Genomic DNA, 19,006 nt, shown 5'->3' with positions numbered 1-19,006 from the left:
ATGGAGGCAGGAAGGGCCGGACGGGGCACCCGGGGAACGGGCGACCGCCTCCGGTCACGATCTGAAGGTGCTAGATAGAAACCGGTTCGCTTTGTCGAAAGGCAAAAAGAAAGGAATTTTCTGAAAGAAACAGGCCTCGGATTGCACGCATCAGGGCGAGCGCATTCTAAATTCCGACGATCTGCGCCAGGAAGGCATCGTCCCAACCGGCCCGTTTTCGCTTCATGCGCAGACTCAACCGCTTCGTTTCGTCCTTGCGCAACAGGTTGAGCGCTAGCTGCCGCACCACCGCCATGTTCTGCCCCCCGTGATCGCGCCGAATACGGCTCTCATCCTCCCGAAACACCACATCGAGCACCCAGTGCAGCTGATTCTCAATGCCCCAGTGACTCCGGATGATATCCAGCATCTGCTCCGCTGTGGTCGCGAGGCTGCTGATGTAGAAGCGGCGCTCCAGACTCACGCCCTGCTGCGTGTGGCGCTCGTGTTCGACCATCACGAGGCTGTTCAGGTCACGCCACGCCTCGGCCTTGGGCACCCAGGCCACATCGGTCGAGATCCACAGCCGACGCACTTCCTTGCGCCCGTGCCCCAGGTCACAGCGCTCCGCGTAGGCGACCGGCATCGCCCGCCAGTGCCGCGTGCGCCCCTGCTCGAAGTAGGCCCGCACCTCACGGTGGAGCAGGCCCTGGTTGCCCTTCAGGGCCAACACGTAGTCCGCCCCCTGCGCGCAGATCGCTTCGGCAATCTCGGTCTGCGTGCCCATCGCATCGAGCGTCACAATGCAGCCTTCGAGGTCCAACACCTCCAGAAGCGCCGGAATCGCGGTAATCTCATTGCTCTTGGCCGAGACCTTCTCTTGCGCCAGCACCAGATGCTGCTCACACGCCCAGGCCGAGATCATGTGCAGGGCGGCCTTCGGGTCGTCTTTGTCGTAACTGCGGCGCAGCGTCTTGCCATCGATGGCAATGACCTCGCCGGCCGTCTGTTGGGCCAGCGCCTCCACCCAGCGTACGAAGCCGCGGGCGAAGGCCTCCGGGCAGATGGCGGCCAGGACGCGGCGGAAGGTGTCGCCCGAGGGCGTGCCATGTTTGAGGTCGAGCCGTTGGGTCAGCCAGGAGACTTTGGCCTGGGCGAACGTGGCGATGTCATCCCAGCCCTCAGCACCGGCAACAACGGCACAGAGGGCGATCACGAGCACGTGCTCGAGCCGGTGGCGTTTGCCCTGATCGCGTCGGGGGTCCTCAAGGTGGTCAAAATAGCGAATAAAGCAGGTCTCAGACATGAACGGAGGGGAGCAAACTGGAACGGCTGACGAACCGGCACAGCTTACGACATCCCAGGCCATTAACACTAGCCTATTTTAGAATGCGCTCGCCCTGTTGCACGCATCAGGCTCCGGCCGGTATGGCACGGATCTCGCGGGGTCCTGTTCTTTTAGAAAAACACGGCGTTTTGCTGTACTTTCTTCCAACACACCGAAGCACCAAGAAAGCCGCATTTCCGGAACCATGTCTTCTCGCGCCGCTTCCGATGAGACGATCAAGGTAACCGAACTGGTCGAGCGCGCCCGCGCCGTGCTGCGCACCAACGACGTCGGGTTGTTTGTCAAGCCGGGTACGTACCAGTACCCGCATCAGTGGAACTGGGACGCGGCGCTGGTGGCCCTCGGGCTGAGCACCTTCGACCGGGCACGTGCGGAGAAGGAGGTACGTTCGCTCCTGAAAGGCCAGTGGAAGGACGGCATGCTGCCTCACGTGGTGTATCACAACGGCAAATCGGATTATTTTCCGACGCCCGACTTCTGGCAGATCGAGCGGAGCCCGCACGCGCCGCCGGTCAGCACGTCGGGGATCGTGCAGCCGCCGTTGCTGGCAACCTGTGTGCGCCTGATGCATGAGGCCGCGTGCCGGCAGGGCACGGCCGCCGACTGCGAAGCCTCGCTGGCCTTCGTGCGCGAGGTCTACCCGGCCCTGCTGCGGTGGCATCGCTGGCTGCACGCCGCCCGCGACCCGGAGAACACCGGGCTGGTCTGCATCATCCATCCCTGGGAGTCCGGCAACGACAACGCGGCCCGGTGGGTCGAGCCGATGATCCGGGTCATTCCCACCCGGGTGCCTCCCTACGAACGCCGGGACTTCGTGCACGTCAAGGAGGACGAACGCCCCATCCGGGCCGAGTACGAGCGCTTCATCTACCTGATCGACTGTTTCCGTCAATGGGGATATGACCCCGAGACCATCTACGCCCGGTCTCCGTTCCTCGTGCAGGACACCTTTTTCAATGCGCTCGTCTACCGGGCCCACCAGGATCTCGTGGCCCTGGCGCGGGCGCTCGGCGAGCCCACCGGCATGATCGAGGACTGGATGAGCGCGCTCCGCTATGCCTTCAACCACCGGCTCTGGGACGACGAGCACGGGCTCTACTTTGCCTACGACGTGCGCGGCCGGCGGCTGCTGAAGGAGAACGGCTGTGCCACCTTCATCCCGCTCTTTGCCGGCCTTTCCAACGAACGACAGGCCCGCCGCCTCGTCGAGGAACACCTGCTGAACCCGGAGGAATACGCCCCGGGCGAGCCGGGTCCCACGCGCTACTTCGTGCCGACCCAGGCCAAGAACAATTTCTTCTACGAACCCCGTCGCTACTGGCGCGGGCCGGTATGGATCATCGTCAACTGGATGGTGATGGAAGGGCTCCGGCGCTACGGGTACGACGAGCTGGCCGAGACCATCCGGCAGCATAGCCTGGAGCTGATGCAACGGTCCGGCTTCGTCGAGTACTACGACCCGCGCGACGGCACCGGCTGCGGCGCCACGGGTTTCTCCTGGAGCGCGGCGCTCGCGCTGGTAATGCTCCAGGAGGAACAGGGATAGTCGAAGTCCGGAGCCCCGTCAGAGGGTTCGATAACGGATCTGCACCAGCCGCTGCCCCGGCTGGCCCGGCGGGGCCGCGTTGAAACAGTTGGTTCCGGGCACCCAGTTCAACCGGCCGGCCAGATCGAGGATTTCCCACCCCACCGGGTTGCCGATCCCGATGCACGCGTTCTTGTTGCCGGCCGCAAGCCCGTGCCCGACGGCGATCATGGCGTGGATCAGGGTGGGTATGTTGTTTTTGTGCTCGATGAAGCCCAGGAAGCTGCCCTGGGGGATGCGACGCATGGCCGCGGCATCGCCGACGATCGGGTCGATCATCCGAACGAAGCTGGAGAAGTTCGTGGCCGTGATGTTCTGGAGACGCTGGTAGGTTTTCCGGTCGATGGCACCGGAGGCGTGGGCACACAGCACGACGGCGTCCCAGCACATTTGCGCGGACAGGTTCAGGTAGCCGGTGCTGTTCCGGTTGGTGGCGCAGTCCCGGGCGTACTGGGCTGCCAGGTGTCCGGGGGAGGGCGGCATGGTCTTGCTGTTCGTGTTGGTTGAAGGATCGGGCAGGATCGGTTTGTGCGGTCTCTATTCTTCGCGGATGAGGGGGACGAAGCGGAAGCCGTCCATCTCATGCCGTTCGAAATCGTCTTCGCCGCGCCGGATGATGAGGTTCATCGTCTGGCTTTCGGCATCGCCGATGGGGATGACGAGGCGACCGCCGCGGTGGTGTTCGTCCGGCAGGCGGAGTTGCTGGAGCAGCACCTCGGGCACTTCGCGGGCCCCGGCGGTGACGATGATGCCGTCGTAAGGGGCAAAGGCGGCCCAGCCGCAGGAGCCGTCTCCGTGCCGGGTCGTGACGCGGTAGCCGAGGCGTTTGAGCAGGTGCCGGGCCCGCTCGAGCAGCGGCTTGAGCCGCTCGACAGAGTAGACCTCCGCGCCGAGCTCGCACAGGATGGCGGCCTGGTAGCCGCTGCCCGTGCCGATCTCGAGGACCCGGTCGCCCGGGCGCACGTCCAGCAGCATCGTCTGGTAGGCGACGGTGAAAGGCTGCGAGATGGTCTGGTTCAGGCCGATGGGGAGCGCCTCGTCGTGGTAGGCGCGGCTGAGCAGGGCCGGGTCGACGAACACATGACGCGGCACCCGCTCGATGGCCGCCAGGACGCGCTCGTCGACGATCCCCTTGCGGCGCAGCGATTCGACGAGCCGGCTGCGGCGGCGCCGGAACTGCCAGTCGTCGGTGCGGGAGGAAGAAGGGTCCATCGGCATTTCGGGCAGGCACGGAGGAAAACGGGCGACCTCAGACCTCGGCCGGTTCGGTCTCGGCCGCCGACTGCGGTGAGAGCGCCTCGGTAAGATACGAACGCAACTCGTTAACCGTGATGTTCTGGATCAGCTCACCGTTCCGGGCGACCGAGATGTGTCCCGTCTCCTCGGAGACGACCACCACGAACGCATCCGTTTGCTCGGTCAGTCCCACAGCGGCACGGTGCCGCAGGCCCAGGTGGGGGCTCAGGGACATGCTCGTCGAAACCGGCAGGATGCACCGGGCGGCCTCGATGCGCTGGCTGCGGATGATGACAGCCCCGTCGTGCAGCGGGTTCTGGTTGAAGAAGAGGGTGATCAGCAGGTCCTTGGTCACCTTGGCCTGCAGTTCCGCCCCGGTCTCGATGTAATTGCGCAGGCCCGTCGTTCGCTCGAACGCAATGAGGGCCCCGATGCGGCGCTTGCTCATCTCGGCCACGGCGGCCACCACCTCCCCGATCATCGCCTCCTGGGCCGGCGAGCGCACGAAGCGCCGAATGAGCGGGTTCTGGCCGAGCAGCAGCAACACCCGCCGGATCTCGGGCTGGAACAGGATGATGAGGGCCAGTACGAAGACATCGCTGATCGAGTTGAAAAGGGCCCGCAGGATGGTCATGTTCGCCGCCGTCACCAGCACCTGGATCAGGTAGAGCGCCAGGATCCCGAAGAAGATCTGCACGGCAATCGTGCCGCGCATCAGCAGGTACAGCTTGTACAGGAGATAGGCCACCAGGCCGATCTCCAGCAGGTCGACAAGCCGTATCGGTATGACCCAGGGGATGATCGTCACGGCGATGCGGGTAGGGCGGCAGTCCGGCGCAAGATAAGGCACCTGTGCCCGATTTGGGACGGCCGCATGCGGATTTTGAGCGGCCTCCTCACGTCGGGGGGGCGCACGGCCGTGGCGGTGTCCCGCTCAGCCGTCCGCCACCGCCCGCCAGCCGGCGGCCGCCGCCAGCCCCCGGAGCAACTCGACCGTGGGGCGGACGTCGTGGGTGCGGACGAGGGTGGCACCGCGCAGCACGGCCACGGCCGTCGCTCCGAGGGAGCCGAAGAGGCGTTCCGAAGGCGGCACCGGATCCGTCTTCGTGCCCAGCACCGCCCCGATGGTGCTCTTGCGCGAGACGCCCACGAGCACGGGACGTTCCAGCGCCAGCAGCCGGTCCGTGGCTTCCAGGAGCCGGAGGTTTTCCTCGGGCGTCTTGCCGAACCCGAAGCCGGGGTCGACGACCACGTGCCGCACGCCGGCGGCCTCGGCCCGTTCGACGGCGGCGCGCAGCACGCCGGCGACGTCGGCCACGACGTCGGTATAGGTGTGGGCGTGCGGCATCGCACCGGGCCGGCCCAGCGAGTGCATCACGATGAGCGGGGCGCCAAAGGCCGCCGCCACCGCGGCCGTCTCGGGAAACAGGCGCAGTCCCGTGATGTCGTTCACCAGGCTGGCTCCGGCCTCGAGCGCGGCCCGTGCGACTTCGGGATGATACGTGTCGATCGAGATCGGCACGCCGGGCAGATGTTCCGCGAGGGCTTCGATCACGGGGCGAACCCGGTCGATCTCCTCTTCCGGCGAGAGCGGGCGGGCGCCTTCGCCGTAGACGGTGCCCCGCGGCCGCGAGGACGCGCCGCCCACGTCGATGACGGCGGCGCCTTCCGAAACCATCTCCGTGGCCCGGCGCACGGCCGCCTCGACGGTCGTGTACCGGCCGCCGTCGTAGAAGGAGTCGGGGGTCACGTTGAGGATGCCCATTACGTGGGCGCCCTGCGGCAGGCCGGGGCGGCAGTCGAGCCGGTGCCCCCGGCAGTCGAGCACGAAACGCTCCGCAGGAAACGCCTCCGGGGTAAGGTGTGGCGGAACGACCGGAGTGGAGAGCATGGGAAGAACGTCTTTTTCGTTCGTTTGAACGTTCTCCGGCCGGAACGTTCCGGTTCACACACCGGCGGGCAGGGAACCCGCCGCCCCACCGCGGCGATAAGAGACCGGGTTTGCCGTCCCCGGCGCGACCAGCGCACGTTTTCAACGCCGGGGCGCCGCGCCGGTGGGGCGCCTCCGGTCTCTCGTTTCAACTTGTTCCAGGCGGGTATGAGCAGGGTGCTGGCCGCTGTGCTGCGGGCTTTGCCGGTCGGGCCGCTCCGTACGGTGGAGCGGTTCGTCGCGGCGCCGATGGCGGTGCAGGAAGCGCTCCTGCGGCGGCTGCTCCGGCGGGCGGCCCGGACCGAATGGGGGCGACGCTTCGGCTTCGAGGAGCTGGCCCGGGCACCGGATGTGGTGGCGGCCTATCAGCAGCGCGTGCCGCTTCACGGCTACGAGGCCATCCGGGACGACGTCGAACGGGTGCGGCGCGGCGTTCCGGACGTGCTCTGGCCCGGCACCTTCCGGCACTTTGCCGTCTCCAGCGGTACGGCTTCCTCGGGTAAGATCATCCCCGTCAGCGAGGAAATGCTCCGGCTGAACCGGCGCTTCAGCCTGGCCTCCGCGTTCCGCTACCTGGCCGAGAGCGGTAACGCCCGGCTGCTCGGCGGGCGGCTGCTGAGCGTGCCGGGGCGCATCGAGGCCGATCCGGAGTATCCCGGCACCCTCGTGGGCGAGGTCAGCGGCCTGCAGGCCGAGTTCGCCCCCGCCTTCGTTCGCTACCGCTATCAGGCCGTGCCGAACGAGGTCCTCTTTCTGCCGGCGTGGGAGAAGAAGCTCGACGCCATCGTCGAACGTACCGTGCGGATGGACGTGCGGGCCATTGCGATGGTGCCCTCGTGGGCGCCGGTGCTGTTCAGCCGCCTCCTGGCCCGGTACAACGCCCTGCACGGCCGGCAGGCGACGACCGTCGGCGAAGTGTGGCCGAACCTCCAGGTGTACTTCTCCGGCGGGGTGGCCCTGCGCTCCTACCGCAGCCTGCTCGAAGCCCGGATCGGCCGGCCGCAGGTGCACTTCTGGGAACACTACGGGGCCTCCGAGGGCTTCTTCGCCTTTCAGTACGACCTGCACGGCGACGACCTGCTCCTGCACCTGGACAACGGCGTCTTCTACGAGTTCGTCCGGATGGACGACCCGTCGCCGGAGGCGCCGCGCCGGTACACCGTCGCCGGCGTGGAGCCGGGCGTTCGCTACCGCATGTACGTGACCACGTGCAGCGGGCTGTGGGCCTATGGCGTCGGCGACGTGGTTCGCTTCACCGCCACCGACCCGCCCCGGATCGTGGTGGCGGGTCGCACCAGCGAAATGCTGGACACCTACGGCGAGGCCGTCTTCGGGGAGGAGGCCCGTGCCGCTCTCGAAGCCGCCTGTGCCCGCACCGGGGCCCGGGTGCGCGAGTTTCACGTGGCCCCCCGCCCGGCGACCGTCGACCGGCTGCCGGCCCATCAGTGGCTCGTCGAGTTCGATGTGCCGCCCGACGACCTGACCCGCTTCGCCGGAACCCTGGATGCCTACCTGCAACGGGTCAACCGGCACTACCAGATCCGTCGTGAACCGAACGCCTTCGACCCGCCCGAGGTCGTCCCCGTCCCACCGGGTACGTTCCATGCCTGGCTGAAGGCAAGCCGGCCCCGCGTGGGGGCACAGACGAAGGTGCCGCGCATGAGCGAGGAACGCACCGTGGCCGACGGCGTTCTTGCACTCGTCGGAAACAAACCCCCGGGATCCACATAAGCTTGCTTGAAATATCGAATTGGCGGGAACAACGCGCTGAAAAAAGGCGTGCATCGACGCCGCTTGCCGGCACGCCGGGGCTTAGCGCGAGGCTCATCCGCCGGCTGCGTCAGGAGTTGAAACCAGCGAGGAGCGCCTCGAGACAGGACTGCTACAAACAACCAAACCGCTGAAGGTCTATGTACGTCCCCCGCCAGCAACGCATGCTGGATCAGTATCTCCAGGAGATCGGTCAGATACCCCTGCTGACCCCTGATGAGGAAGTAGAACTGGCGCGTCGGATCAAGCAGGGCGACCAGGAGGCCCTGCACAAGCTGACCCGGGCCAACCTGCGCTTCGTGGTTTCCGTCGCAAAGAAGTATCAGGGCCAGGGGTTGACCCTCGCCGACCTGATCAATGAGGGCAACTACGGCCTGATCAAAGCGGCCCAGCGCTTCGACGAGACGCGTGGCTTCAAGTTCATCTCCTACGCCGTCTGGTGGATCCGGCAGGCCATCCTGCAGGCCCTGGCCGAGCAGAGCCGCGTCGTCCGCCTGCCGCTGAACCGCATCGGCACGATCTCCAAGATCCGCAAGACCAGCGCCAAGCTGGCCCAGGTCCACGAGCGCCAGCCCAACATCGAGGAGCTGGCCGAGGAACTCGATGTGGACGTGGAGAAGATCCGGGAGGCCATGCAGCACACCGGCCGCCATCTCTCGATGGACGCGCCCTTCAACGAGGAGGACGACAACAGCCTGCTCGACGTGCTGCCGGACGACGAGGACGCTTCGCCCGACGAGACGCTCATGGACGAATCGCTCAAGATCGACATCGAGCGCGCCCTGAGCATGCTCCACCCGCGCGAGGCCGAAATCACCCGCCTCTACTTCGGCATCGGCCGCGAGCACCCGCTCACGCTCGAGGAGATCGGCCAGCGTTTCGGCCTCACGCGCGAGCGCGTGCGGCAGATCAAAGAGAAAGCCCTGCGCAAGCTCCGCCAGAAGCACCGCCGCGAGGAACTCCAGATGCACATCGGTTGACCCTCGCGGCTCGTTTTTGTGTACCTTTCGGAAACATCCTGCGGCCGGCAGGGGCCGCGAAGGACGCCCCACATCCGGGGCGTCCTTTTTCGTTCCGCCCCTTCAGTACACGATGCGCCGGGCCCGCAGGGATTCGGTGACGGGGTGGAGCAGGAGGGGGTGGAGGCGATACCGGAGGGCGGGGTGGATACGACTGGCATCGACGCCGTCCTGCCGGCCGGCGGGCACCGGTTCGATGACCCGCTGGTTGAGCAGGGACTCCAGGATGAGGATGCCCTCTTCTTCCGACAGGCGGAAGATGCGGTTGTGCTCGTCGAGGGTGAGGGTGCCGTGCAGCAGGAAAGCGTTCAGGCTGAAGGCCCGGCCCAGGTCATAGGTGTTCAGGAAGCCGAAGTCGAGGGGTTCGAGGGGGCGGATCGTGAGGGTGTCGCCGTCGGCCTCAAAGTCGGCGGAGCGGAGCCAGTAGAAGAGTGCCAGCCGGAGGTTCTGCCCGCTGGAGCGGTGGAGCCGGTCGAAGTACTGGCGGCGCAGCGCGGCCTGCTGTTCCTCGTCCGTTCGGGAACGGCGCAGGAGACGCGGGAGCGTGCGCCTGGGGTGGGCCTCCGGGGCGATGAAGCGCAGGGGCATGCCGCTGCGGCGATGCCGGCTCAGGATGAGGGTTTCGAGGGTGTCCCGGTCGAACGGGGTCAGCGCGCGCACCGAGGCCAGGCCGGTGGTGGAAGGGATTACCTTGCCCAGGTAGTGCCATGCATGGGCGTTGATGGTGGCGACCCAGTAGATCCGGCCGTCGGTACGTGCGAACAGGATGAGCAGGCGTTCGAGCAGGTCGGTGCCGTTGAGGGTGCGGAGCATCAGGTGCTCGAGGTTGTCGATCAGACAGGCCACCGGCGGGTCGGTGCGGGTGCGGGCCAGCAGGGCGGCTTCCAGGGCCTCGAGTGAGGGGGGCGCGTCGAGGTCGAGTTCGAGGACGCCGGCCAGGCACTGCGCCAGCGCTGCGGGATCCGTCAGGCGCCGCTCGAGCGCAAGCGGCCGGACGTCGGCCGGTTGCAGGACCGTGTGTGGCAGGACGTTCAGGAAGCTGGTGCGGCCGGCCCCTGGCGGCGCCACGACGATCAGCGGTTCGCCCTGGCGGCCCTGTCGCCAGCGCTCGAAGTGGCGACGGGCGGCTTCGAGGTCGTGTGTGCGGTTTTCGAGCAGGAAGGGTTCCGCCAGCGGGGCGAGGGCGAAGAGCTTGCGGTAGATGAGCGGGAGGCGTTCCTGGAGGGGGGCCAGGTGGGTGAGGGCGTCCAGCGTGCGGGCCTGGGCTTCGGCGTCGGCCGTGGCGATGCCCACGACCGTCTGGGCCTGTTGCCGGAGTTCCCGGGCGTGCCGCCGGCCCAGCCGGAACAGCAGCCGGGTACGTTCGGCAAGCTGCCCGGCGGCCGTTCGCGTCCGCCGGTACAGGTAGCCCCCGCCACGCCGTAGCCGGGCCAGCAGTTCGACCCACGGTGCTTCCGGAGCCCCGGCGGCACGCACCTGGCGCAGCAGGAGGTCCCGGTCCCGGGCAAAGGTGCGGAAGACCTCTTGTTCGTAGGCCTGCCACGGTTCTCTCAGGTCGGAAACCAGGGCGGCGAGGGTGTTGGCGGCACGGCGGAGTCCTCCGGCGGCCAGGTCGCATGCGGTCGCCACCGGGTCATGCGGCCGGTCGTCGGCGTCGGTCTTCTCTCCGGGCTGCGCGTCGAGTTCATCCAGGGCGGCCTCCAGGTTGTACTGCACGATGTGCAGCACCCCCTCGACGTCACGCCAGGTCCGGACGAGCTTCTGCCGCAGCGGCTCGGCGGCCGCGTGCAGGCGTTCCGGATAAGGTGCCGGAAGCGCCTGGCCGGCGAGCTCGCGCAGGTTGATCCGGAAGGTGCGTTGCCCGGGCTGAACCGGCGGGTCTTCCCGGTGGTCGGGCGCCGGCAGCGGGTGCACCTCCAGCTCCTCGGGAAGCGTGTCGAGATGGGCCAGGAGCTCTTTCCATATGCGGGCTCCCGGCTCCAGAAGCGCCTGGTCGGAAGCGACGACGCCGGGCAGGTCGGCCAGCGACGCCTGCAGGTCGGCCAGCGTTGCTTCCTGCAGGGTGCGCAGCGCCTCGGCCAGGCGGGCCGGCTCGCCACCGGCCCCGGCAGGCAGCGCTTCGACCTGGGCGATCGCCGCGCGTAGGCGCTCGAACATGGAGGTGAACCGTTCGAAGACCGGAACCAGGGTGGCCTGTGCCGTCTCCTGTAGGAGGCCGGTTTCCGCGTGCAGCAGCACGTGGTACAGGGCGACCAGGTGCTGCCCGGCCTCGATTCGGTTGCGGGCCTGCGTGTGCCAGGCGGCCCACCGTCGTTGCCGGTCCCGGAGCCGGGCGTCCGGGCGGCCGGCGGGTTCCGGCAGGCGGCGTTGCCCGGGGTCGAGCAGCATCGTGCCGGCGTAGCGGACGTCCCGGGCCAGCAGCGAGCCGGCCGCCTGGAGTTCCGCCTCGTCGAACGGCGATGCCGGGGGTTCGGCCCCGGCCAGGGCCTGCAGGCCATCCTGCAGGGTGGCGGCCGCCTCACGGGCGAGCCGCAGCGCCCGGTGGTGGGCCGCTTCGTCCGGGTGCCGGTCCGGTGCGGGCGGGGGAGCGGGAAGGGCCCAGTCGGGCCATCGGGGGCGGGCCGGATGGCCGGAGGGATCCCCCGGCAGGGACGCGCCCCGCAGCGCCTCGATCTCCAGGAGGGTATCGGTCCATGCCGCGACGGCCGCCTCCAGCCGGGCCACCTGCCGGGCGACGTGCTGTTGCAGGTGTTCGTGCGCGGGCAGGTACAGCCCGGCGAGGCGAACCCGCAGGTGGTATTCGCACAGGGCCGCCAGCGGTACCTGCCGGTCCCGGGCGGGTAGCGGGTGCAGGGGACGTCGCAGCAGCCGCCGGATCCCGTTGCCGGCCCGGAGCCCGAGCCGTCGCAGGGCGTCCCGCCCGCGCAGGATCCTCTTCTTGAGCCGGACGGCCGGCGTGTCCCGGGGATCGGGCGCGTGCAGGTCGGGCGGTTCGGGCAGGGTCACCAGGGCGGGTACGTCGGCGGCCAGGCCGGGCAGCGCTTCGAGCAGGTTCAGGAACGCCGCGCCGATCCGCTCGCCGGGGGCCAGCGTCGTGAGGCTGTGCTGGAGCGCCTGCAGCACCTCCCGTCCCGTCGCCGCCCGGTAGGCCAGCAACCGGTCCCAGACGTCGCCCGGCGGGGCGTCTGCTCCGTCGTTGAGGCCGGCTTCTGCCGTCAGGCGGGCATGCCGGTTGGCCACCCGGCGAACGCTCTTCCGAAGCGGTGCCAGCAGGTCCCGCTCGATGGCGTCGTATGCTTCTTGCCGCTGTTGCCGCGCAGCCCGTTCGAGCGCCTCGAGGTGGCGCCGTGCCGTCTCGGCGGCTGCGAGCCGGGACGGGTCGGCGGGGGCTACCGGCAGCAGGCGGTCGGAGGCGGCCGTGCCGGCGACCTCCCCGGGTACGGGAGGGCTGTGCTCGTTCATGGGGTTTCGGAGGCTTTGCCGGTGGGACCGCCGTCGCCTATCGGGGCCGGGCGGTAAAAGGGTACGAGCATGCCGTGGCGCAGGAACTCGGTCTTGGCCTGCTCCGTCACGTCGCTCGAAAAGGCGGACTCGTACCGCGTGTCGATCACGTAGGCCTTGACGACGAGGTGGGTCAGGAACGTCTCCTTGAACTCGTCCCGGACGATCACCACGATGGGCTTGTCCAGATAGACGTATTTCGAGGTGGCGGCGGCGCGGTAAGCGATCTCTTTGGCCTTCTTCACATCGACCCAGCCGGGCAGGTACAGGTGCGTCACCACCTGGCAGTCGAGCGCGCCGGCGTTGGCGTTGGCCACCTGCCCGTCGACGACCTGCGAGTTGGGCACGGAGACCAGGTTGTCGTCGAGCGTGACGATGCGCGTCGAGCGCAGGCCGATGGAGACGACCTCGCCGTAGGTGCCGCCGACGCTGATCTTGTCCCCGACCTGGAAGGGCTGGTCGAGCACGATGATGAGGCCTCCGAAAATGTTTTTGAGCACGTCCTGGGCGGCAAAACCGACGGCCACGCCGAAGGCGGCCGAAGCCGCGAAGAGCTGGCTCTCGCTGATGGAGAAAACGACGGCGATGATGTAGTAGAGGGTGAGGGTCCAGATGAGGAGCCGGGTGATCGGGATGAGCTTCTTGAAGAGGAGGCGGCGGGTGGCACTCCGCTCGGCCAGCGTGTCGAAGAGCCATACGAGCCCCTTGATGGCGAAGAAGGTCACCACGAGCACGAGCAGGGCGAAGGTGACGCGCAGGCCGATGTATTCGAGTCCTTCGGCGGTCGTGCGCAGGCGGGTCCCGACCGAGAGGGTGTCGGCGGTGGCGGCCCGGGGGGTGGTGTCCGGCCGGGCCGGGCGTTCCCGGTCGGCCAGGAGGGTGCGCAGGGCTTCGATCTCCCGGCGGAGGCTGTCGAGCGTTTCCGGGGAGATCGGCCCGGGGAGCCGGGTGACCAGCGTGTCGGCCGGGGCCACCGTGGCCGTGTCGACCCGGGCGGTGCGGGTCGTGTCCGGAGAAACGGTGGTCGTGTCGGTGCGGGTCTCCGGAGCGGCCGGCTCCGGCCGCTGGCAGGCAGCCAGCACCAGCAGGGCCACGGCCAGACCGGGGAACAGGCGAGACATGGGGAAGGGGCGCCCGGGCGCCGGATGTGAGGGGGAGCGGGTTCAACGTGCATAAGATACGCACGGCGGGGGCAGGTATGCAGGCCGCAGGGATCGTCTCGCGCTTCGGGCCGGGGCGGATGAAGGCCCCCGCCGCGTTCGGCGGGGGAACGCGATCCGGCCGGGCCGGTTGTGCCGGTCATGCCCGGTGGAAACTGAACCGGCTGCTGTAGCTTTGAAGCATCCACGATGGCGTATAACCGGCCCGGTCCCCGTCGCATGAATCGTTCCCGCTCCCTGCCTTCGCCCGAGGTGCCCGACCCCGGCCCGCCTCCCCGCCCGGGTGTGGTCCGGTGGCTGGTGCGCGGGGTGGGATGGGGGCTGGGCGGGGTGCTCGGTCTGCTCGCGCTTGTGCTGCTTCTCTTTCAGACGGAGTGGGGCGCCACCCGGATGGTGCGTTTCGTGCTGGACCGCCTCAGCCTGTTCGAAGGGGCGCACGTCGAGGTCGGGCGTGTGCAGGGCAACCTGATCTCCCGCCTGACGCTCTACGACGTCGAACTGGTTCAGGGCGACACGCTCCGGCTGGTCCACGTCGACACCGTGACGGCGCACTACAGGCTCTGGCCTGTTTTCCGCAAGACGCTCCATTTCGAGCGGATCGAGGTGGTGAACCCGGCCGTGTCGATGGCACAGCAGGAGGATGCGTCCTGGAACCTCCTCAACGTGTTGCCGGCTGACACGACGGCGCCGGATACGGCGACCCCGGCGTTCTCGGTGATCATCGATCGGCTTCACCTGCGGGGCGGGCAGGCACGGGCACGGTTCTACGCACCCGGACGGGATTCGCTCTTCGTGCTCGGCGGGCTGGACGTGCGGATGGACAGCCTCCGGGTGGCCGGTGCCATCATGGGTAGCCTGGACACCCTCTCGGGCGTGTTCGTCCCGCCAGGCCTGAACACCCCCGTTACGCTGCGGCTTGGCGCACAGCTTGGCCTGCATCGCCTGGAGCTCCGGGGGCTCGAACTTGTCTCGGACCGGAGCCGCCTCACGGCCCGCGGGGTGTTGCCCCGGTTCGGCGCCCCCCCCGGACCCGACAGCCTCGACTTCACGCTGGCCGCCGACCCCCTGCATCTGGGCGACGTTGCCCTTTTCGTCCCCACCCTGGACCCCCGGCTCACCATGACCGGCGCGGTGCGGGCGGGGGGAACCTTCGACCTGACGACCCTCAGCGTTGCCGTGCAGACTTCCGACGGCGGGACGATCCGGCTCGACGGGCGGCTCACCCCCCGCCTGGCCGACTCGCTGCGCTACCAGGTGAACGCGCAGGTACGCGGGCTCGACCTCAGCCGGTATGCCGGACCGGACGTCGAAGCCCTCCTGCAGGGCGAGGTGCACGCAGACCTGCACGGCCCGGCCCTCGACCGGCTGGCCGGTATGCTCCGCGCCACGGTCTCCGACACCCGCCTGGCGGGCGAGCGGATCGACCGCGCCACGCTCGAAACCACGTTCGACGACGGTCAGGCCCGCCTCGTGCTGGATTCCGGGGTGCGCGGCACGGGCTTCACCGTGCGCGGCACCCTGCGCCCGTTCGACGACGTGCCAGCCTACGACCTCACGGCCGCCGTGCACGGGCTCGACCTCCGGCGCTTCACCGGCGACTCGACCCGCACGGGCACCCTCGGCGGCACGCTCCGGCTCACCGGGCGCGGGCTCGACCCCCGGACCGCCGACCTGACCGCCCGGCTCGTACTCGATCCCTCCACCGTGGGCGCCGCCCGGATCGAACAGGGGCGCCTCACGGCCCGGCTCCTCGCCGGCACGGCCACCTTCGAAACCCACCTTGCTACGGCCGAGGGCTCCCTCGACGTCGCCGGGCGGCTCCGCCTGGGCGACACGCCGGCCTACGAGGTACAGCGGGGTCGCGTCGAGAACCTCGACTACCTGGCCTTCCTTGCCGGGCCGGACGGATACCCGGTCGTTACGCAGGACGGCGACACCACCCGCAGCACCCTCAGCGGGACGTTCACCCTGGCAGGACGCGGCGCCAGCCCCGCCACGCTCGATCTCCAGGCCGAGGCCCGCCTCCGGAACACCTCCTACGGCGTCTATGCGCTGGAAGAAGGGGAGGCGCGTGCCTCCCTCCGGCAGGGGGTGCTGCGCCTCGCGGCGGAGGCCCGCCTGCGGGGCGGCACGGTGACACTCGACGGCCACATGCGGCCCTTCGCCGCCACCCCGACCTTCACCCTCGACGAGGTCGCCTTCCGGCACGTCGATCTTCGTGCGCTGGCCCGGAGGCCGGACTTCGAGACGGACCTCAACGGCCGCCTCACCCTCGAAGGGCGCGGGCTCGACCCGGCCACGATGCACCTCGCAGCCCGGCTCGACCTGGACGCCTCGCGCATCAACGCACAGCACCTCCGCAGCGCTACCCTGCAGGCGGTCTGGTCCGCCGACACCCTCGCCTATCGCCTGGCACTCGACCTTCCGGAAGGCTATGCCGAGGTTGCCGGCACGGCCCGCGACCTCACCGGCACGCCCGTCTACGTCGTTCGAACGGGCGCCTTCGCCGGGCTCGACGCCGGCGCCTTTCTGGGCCGGGAAGGCGCCCGCACCGACCTCAATGGCCGCTTCACCCTCGAAGGGCGGGGGCTCGACCCGGCCACGATGCACCTCGCAGCCCGGCTCGACCTGGACGCCTCGCGCATCAATGCGGCTGACCTGCCGGGCGGAACCCTGGAAGCGGAAGTCGACGGCGGGCAGGCCCGTCTCACGGCCCGCTTCGAGGTGGCCGGCGGGGACGTCCGGCTCGACGCCGCCGGGCGCTTTTCCGGCGAGCGCCCCACCTTCACGGCGCGGGGCCGGGCGCAACGCCTCGACCTCGGGCGCCTCGCTGGCCTCGACACGCTCCGGGCCGGGCTCAACCTCGCCTTCGAGGTCGAAGGGGAAGGGCTCGACCCGGCCACGATGCGCCTCGACGGCCGGCTCGCCCTCGGCCCGAGCCGGTATCACGAGGTGGTGCTGGACTCGGCCTATACCCGCTTCACCCTCCACGAGGGCCTCGCCCGGGTCGACACGCTCGTGCTCCAGTCCAACGTCGGCACGCTGCACGGCTACGGCCCCGTGGCCCTCTTCGATACGGCCGGCGTGCACGCCTCCGACTTTGTCTTCGCCGCCGACCTCGTGGCGGCCTACCCGCTCCAGCCGCTCGTCGGGGTGCAGCGGCTGCTGCTGGGCAGCGGGCGCCTCGAAGGACGCCTGGCGGGGCGGCCCGGCACGCTGCGCTTCGATACCCGGCTCACACTCAGCGGCTTCGTCTACAACGACGTGCGGGTCGCCGGGCTGGAGGCACGCCTGCTGGGCGAGTTCGACCGCAACCGGCGTCTGGCCCGGGCCGAATTGCGCTCCGGCATCGACTTTTTCTCCCTGCCCACCCTGGCCGTCGAGCAGACCCGGATCCAGGCGACGTACCGGCCCGAGGCCCTCGACTTCGAGGTCAACACGCGGCTCGACCGGCGACGGGACGGCTTCATCGGGGGCTCGATCGACCTGGTGCCGGGGCAGAGCCGCCTCACCCTCGACACCCTCTACTTCCGGTTCGACCGGGACCGGTGGCGGCTCCAGCAGCCCGCCACACTCGACTACGGCGAGGGACGCTACCGCATCCGCAACCTGCTCCTGTATGCCCGCGAAGCCGGTGACGGCGACATTACGCAGCAGATCGCACTCGATGGCGAGATCGACCTGAACGGGACGCAGAGCCTCATCCTGACGATCGAGCGCTTCCGGCTCGGCGCCGTGGCAGACCTGCTGGGCTACCAGGGGCTCGGCGGCCGCCTCGACGGATGGCTCGTGCTCGAAGGAACACCCGCAGACCCGGTGGCCGACGGCTCGCTCGACTTCGACCTGACCCTCTCCGGCGAGGCCGTCGGCGACATGACCGCCACCCTGCATTACGAACAACTGCGCCTGGCCCTCGAAGCCCGCCTGACCGACGAGCACGGCAGCGCCCTCACCCTGGGCGGCTCCCTGCCGATGGACCTGCGCCTGGCCGCCGGCCGGACCGGCGAGACCGCCGCGGACCGCCGCGTCGACCTGACCCTGGTGACGGACGACTTCGCCCTCAACTGGCTCATGCCCTTCATGGACCGCGAGCTGGTCGATGTGCTGGAGGGGCGCCTCACCGCCGACGTCCGGGTCGAAGGCACCTTCGAGGAACCCGTCTTCGCCGGCACCGCCTTCGTCCGCGACGGGCGCCTCGGGCTGCCCCTGCTGGGACGACCCCGCAGCAGCCTCGTCTATTCCGGCATCGCCCTGGAGGCGGAACTGCAGGGAAACCAGATCCTCGTCCATCATGTGGAAGCCCACTCCGGCGGCGGCACCCTGATCGGGCACGGCACGATCGACTTTTCCCAGCTGACCCTCGGGGCGTTCGACCTCAGCCTCAGCGCCGAAAACTTCCTCGCCATCGACTCGCGGGCCTATCGCGCCCGCGCCGCCGCCGACCTGGTCCTGCAGGGCACCACGCGCAGCCCCGTCCTCAGCGGCGACGTCGAACTCGTCAGCGCCGACATCTTCCTGACCGAGGAGGTCACCAGCGAGGACTTCGAAACGGTTCGCCTGGCCGAAGAGGACCTGCAGACCCTCGAACGGCGCTTCGGCCTGCGGCTCACCGAAGCCGACACCACCACGTTCGACTTCTACGAGGCGCTCACGATCACCAACCTGCGCGTGCGTATGGAACGCGACACGTGGCTGCGGTCCAAGAAGAACCCCACGATGGACGTGCAGTTCACGGGCAACCTGGAGGTGCAGAAACAGCCCTACGGCGATCCGCTCGTCTTCGGGACGATTGCCGTCATCCCCGAGCGCAGCCGCATCATCCAGTTCGGCAAGCGGTTCGACATCCAGCAGGGCACGCTCACCTTCAACGGGCCGGCCACCGACCCGATCATGGACATCGAGGCGCAGTACGTGGTGCGGGCCCGGGGCAGCAGCGCCAATGAGGTCACGATCACGTTGTCGGTGGAAGGACGGCTCGACGAGCTGGACGTGACGCTGGGCTCGGATCCCCAGATGGAGTTCGCCGACATCGTCTCCTATCTGGCTTTCGGGCGGCCGGCCGGGGAGGCCCTGCAACTGGGGCGGTCCGGCGGCGGCGGCTCATCGCTGCTGGACCCGGCGGCCGGGCTGGCACTCGGCCAGATCGCCGGCCTGATCGAGAACCTGGCCGGCACCGGCCTCGGGCTCGACGTGATCGAGATCGAACAGAACGGGCTCGAAGGGGCCACCCTGACGGCCGGCAAGTACGTCTCTCCCCGCCTCTACGTCGCCATCAGCCAGCCCATCGCCTTCCGGCAGAGTGGTACTGCCTTCGGCGAAGAAGTGCCCACCCAGGTGACGCTGGAATACGAAGTGATCGACCGGCTCCTGATCCGGCTGCTGCGGCGCGGCGCCGTCATACGCGTCAACCTCAAATGGGAGTATGCCTATTAGGGGGCAGCCGGACGGCGCTCCGTTCCCGGCCCGGGGGCGGCTTCC

At 69.0% G+C, this 19,006-nt stretch carries 11 protein-coding genes; 4 read left to right on the top strand and 7 right to left on the bottom strand.

Annotation, left to right across the window (positions count from 1 at the left end):
* Nucleotides 1-166: 166 nt before the first annotated feature.
* Nucleotides 167-1,285, bottom strand: a complete 1,119-nt coding sequence (locus GQ464_RS06070) for an ISAs1 family transposase (RefSeq protein ID WP_166982023.1) — start codon at nucleotides 1,283-1,285, stop codon at nucleotides 167-169.
* Nucleotides 1,286-1,511: 226 nt separating this feature from the next.
* Here GQ464_RS06070 and GQ464_RS06065 point away from each other — a divergent pair, with 226 nt between their 5' ends.
* Complete coding sequence (locus GQ464_RS06065; protein ID WP_166978003.1) at nucleotides 1,512-2,873, top strand: amylo-alpha-1,6-glucosidase; 1,362 nt, start codon at nucleotides 1,512-1,514, stop codon at nucleotides 2,871-2,873.
* An 18-nt stretch (nucleotides 2,874-2,891) separates the two neighbouring features.
* Here the strand turns inward: GQ464_RS06065 and GQ464_RS06060 are convergent, their stop codons facing one another.
* The 4 genes from GQ464_RS06060 to folP all read right to left on the bottom strand — a co-directional run bounded on the left by GQ464_RS06060 (nucleotide 2,892) and on the right by folP (nucleotide 6,039).
* Nucleotides 2,892-3,395 carry a DUF1852 domain-containing protein gene (locus GQ464_RS06060; protein ID WP_166978001.1) on the bottom strand — a complete coding sequence of 168 codons (504 nt, stop codon included), beginning with the start codon at nucleotides 3,393-3,395 and terminating at the stop codon, nucleotides 2,892-2,894.
* Nucleotides 3,396-3,449: 54 nt separating this feature from the next.
* The gene (locus GQ464_RS06055; RefSeq protein ID WP_166977999.1) at nucleotides 3,450-4,124 is read right to left on the bottom strand and encodes a protein-L-isoaspartate(D-aspartate) O-methyltransferase; all 675 of its coding nucleotides are present in this window, start codon (nucleotides 4,122-4,124) and stop codon (nucleotides 3,450-3,452) included.
* Between the two features lie 37 nt (nucleotides 4,125-4,161).
* Nucleotides 4,162-4,956, bottom strand: coding sequence for a diadenylate cyclase CdaA (gene cdaA / locus GQ464_RS06050; RefSeq protein WP_166978014.1), 795 nt, complete (start codon nucleotides 4,954-4,956; stop codon nucleotides 4,162-4,164).
* Nucleotides 4,957-5,082: 126 nt separating this feature from the next.
* Complete coding sequence (gene folP, locus GQ464_RS06045; protein ID WP_166977997.1) at nucleotides 5,083-6,039, bottom strand: dihydropteroate synthase; 957 nt, start codon at nucleotides 6,037-6,039, stop codon at nucleotides 5,083-5,085.
* A gap of 207 nt (nucleotides 6,040-6,246) precedes the next feature.
* Between folP and GQ464_RS06040 the strand changes: the two genes are divergently transcribed.
* Together GQ464_RS06040 and GQ464_RS06035 are read left to right on the top strand one after the other, a co-directional pair.
* A complete protein-coding gene (locus GQ464_RS06040) occupies nucleotides 6,247-7,809 on the top strand; it encodes a GH3 family acyl-acid amido synthetase (protein WP_166977995.1) in 1,563 nt (520 codons plus the stop codon).
* Nucleotides 7,810-7,988: 179 nt separating this feature from the next.
* Nucleotides 7,989-8,828 (top strand): sigma-70 family RNA polymerase sigma factor, encoded by an 840-nt coding sequence (locus GQ464_RS06035; RefSeq protein ID WP_166977993.1) that lies wholly within the window; start codon nucleotides 7,989-7,991, stop codon nucleotides 8,826-8,828.
* Nucleotides 8,829-8,930: 102 nt separating this feature from the next.
* On the opposite strand, the gene GQ464_RS06030 is transcribed toward GQ464_RS06035, so the two are convergent.
* Together GQ464_RS06030 and GQ464_RS06025 are read right to left on the bottom strand one after the other, a co-directional pair.
* Nucleotides 8,931-12,329 (bottom strand): hypothetical protein, encoded by a 3,399-nt coding sequence (locus tag GQ464_RS06030; RefSeq protein ID WP_166977992.1) that lies wholly within the window; start codon nucleotides 12,327-12,329, stop codon nucleotides 8,931-8,933.
* Nucleotides 12,326-13,489, bottom strand: a complete 1,164-nt coding sequence (locus GQ464_RS06025) for a mechanosensitive ion channel family protein (protein WP_166977990.1) — start codon at nucleotides 13,487-13,489, stop codon at nucleotides 12,326-12,328. The genes GQ464_RS06030 and GQ464_RS06025 overlap by 4 nt, the downstream gene beginning before the upstream one ends.
* Nucleotides 13,490-13,747: 258 nt before the next feature.
* Here GQ464_RS06025 and GQ464_RS06020 point away from each other — a divergent pair, with 258 nt between their 5' ends.
* The gene (locus tag GQ464_RS06020; RefSeq protein WP_166977988.1) at nucleotides 13,748-18,961 is read left to right on the top strand and encodes a translocation/assembly module TamB; all 5,214 of its coding nucleotides are present in this window, start codon (nucleotides 13,748-13,750) and stop codon (nucleotides 18,959-18,961) included.
* The last annotated feature ends 45 nt before the right edge of the window (nucleotides 18,962-19,006 follow it).

The sequence above is a fragment of the Rhodocaloribacter litoris genome (assembly GCF_011682235.2).
Lineage (GTDB): Bacteria > Bacteroidota > Rhodothermia > Rhodothermales > ISCAR-4553 > Rhodocaloribacter > Rhodocaloribacter litoris.
The sequence above is the reverse complement of the archived record's forward strand: the minus strand, read 5'-3'. Positions and strand labels throughout refer to the sequence as shown.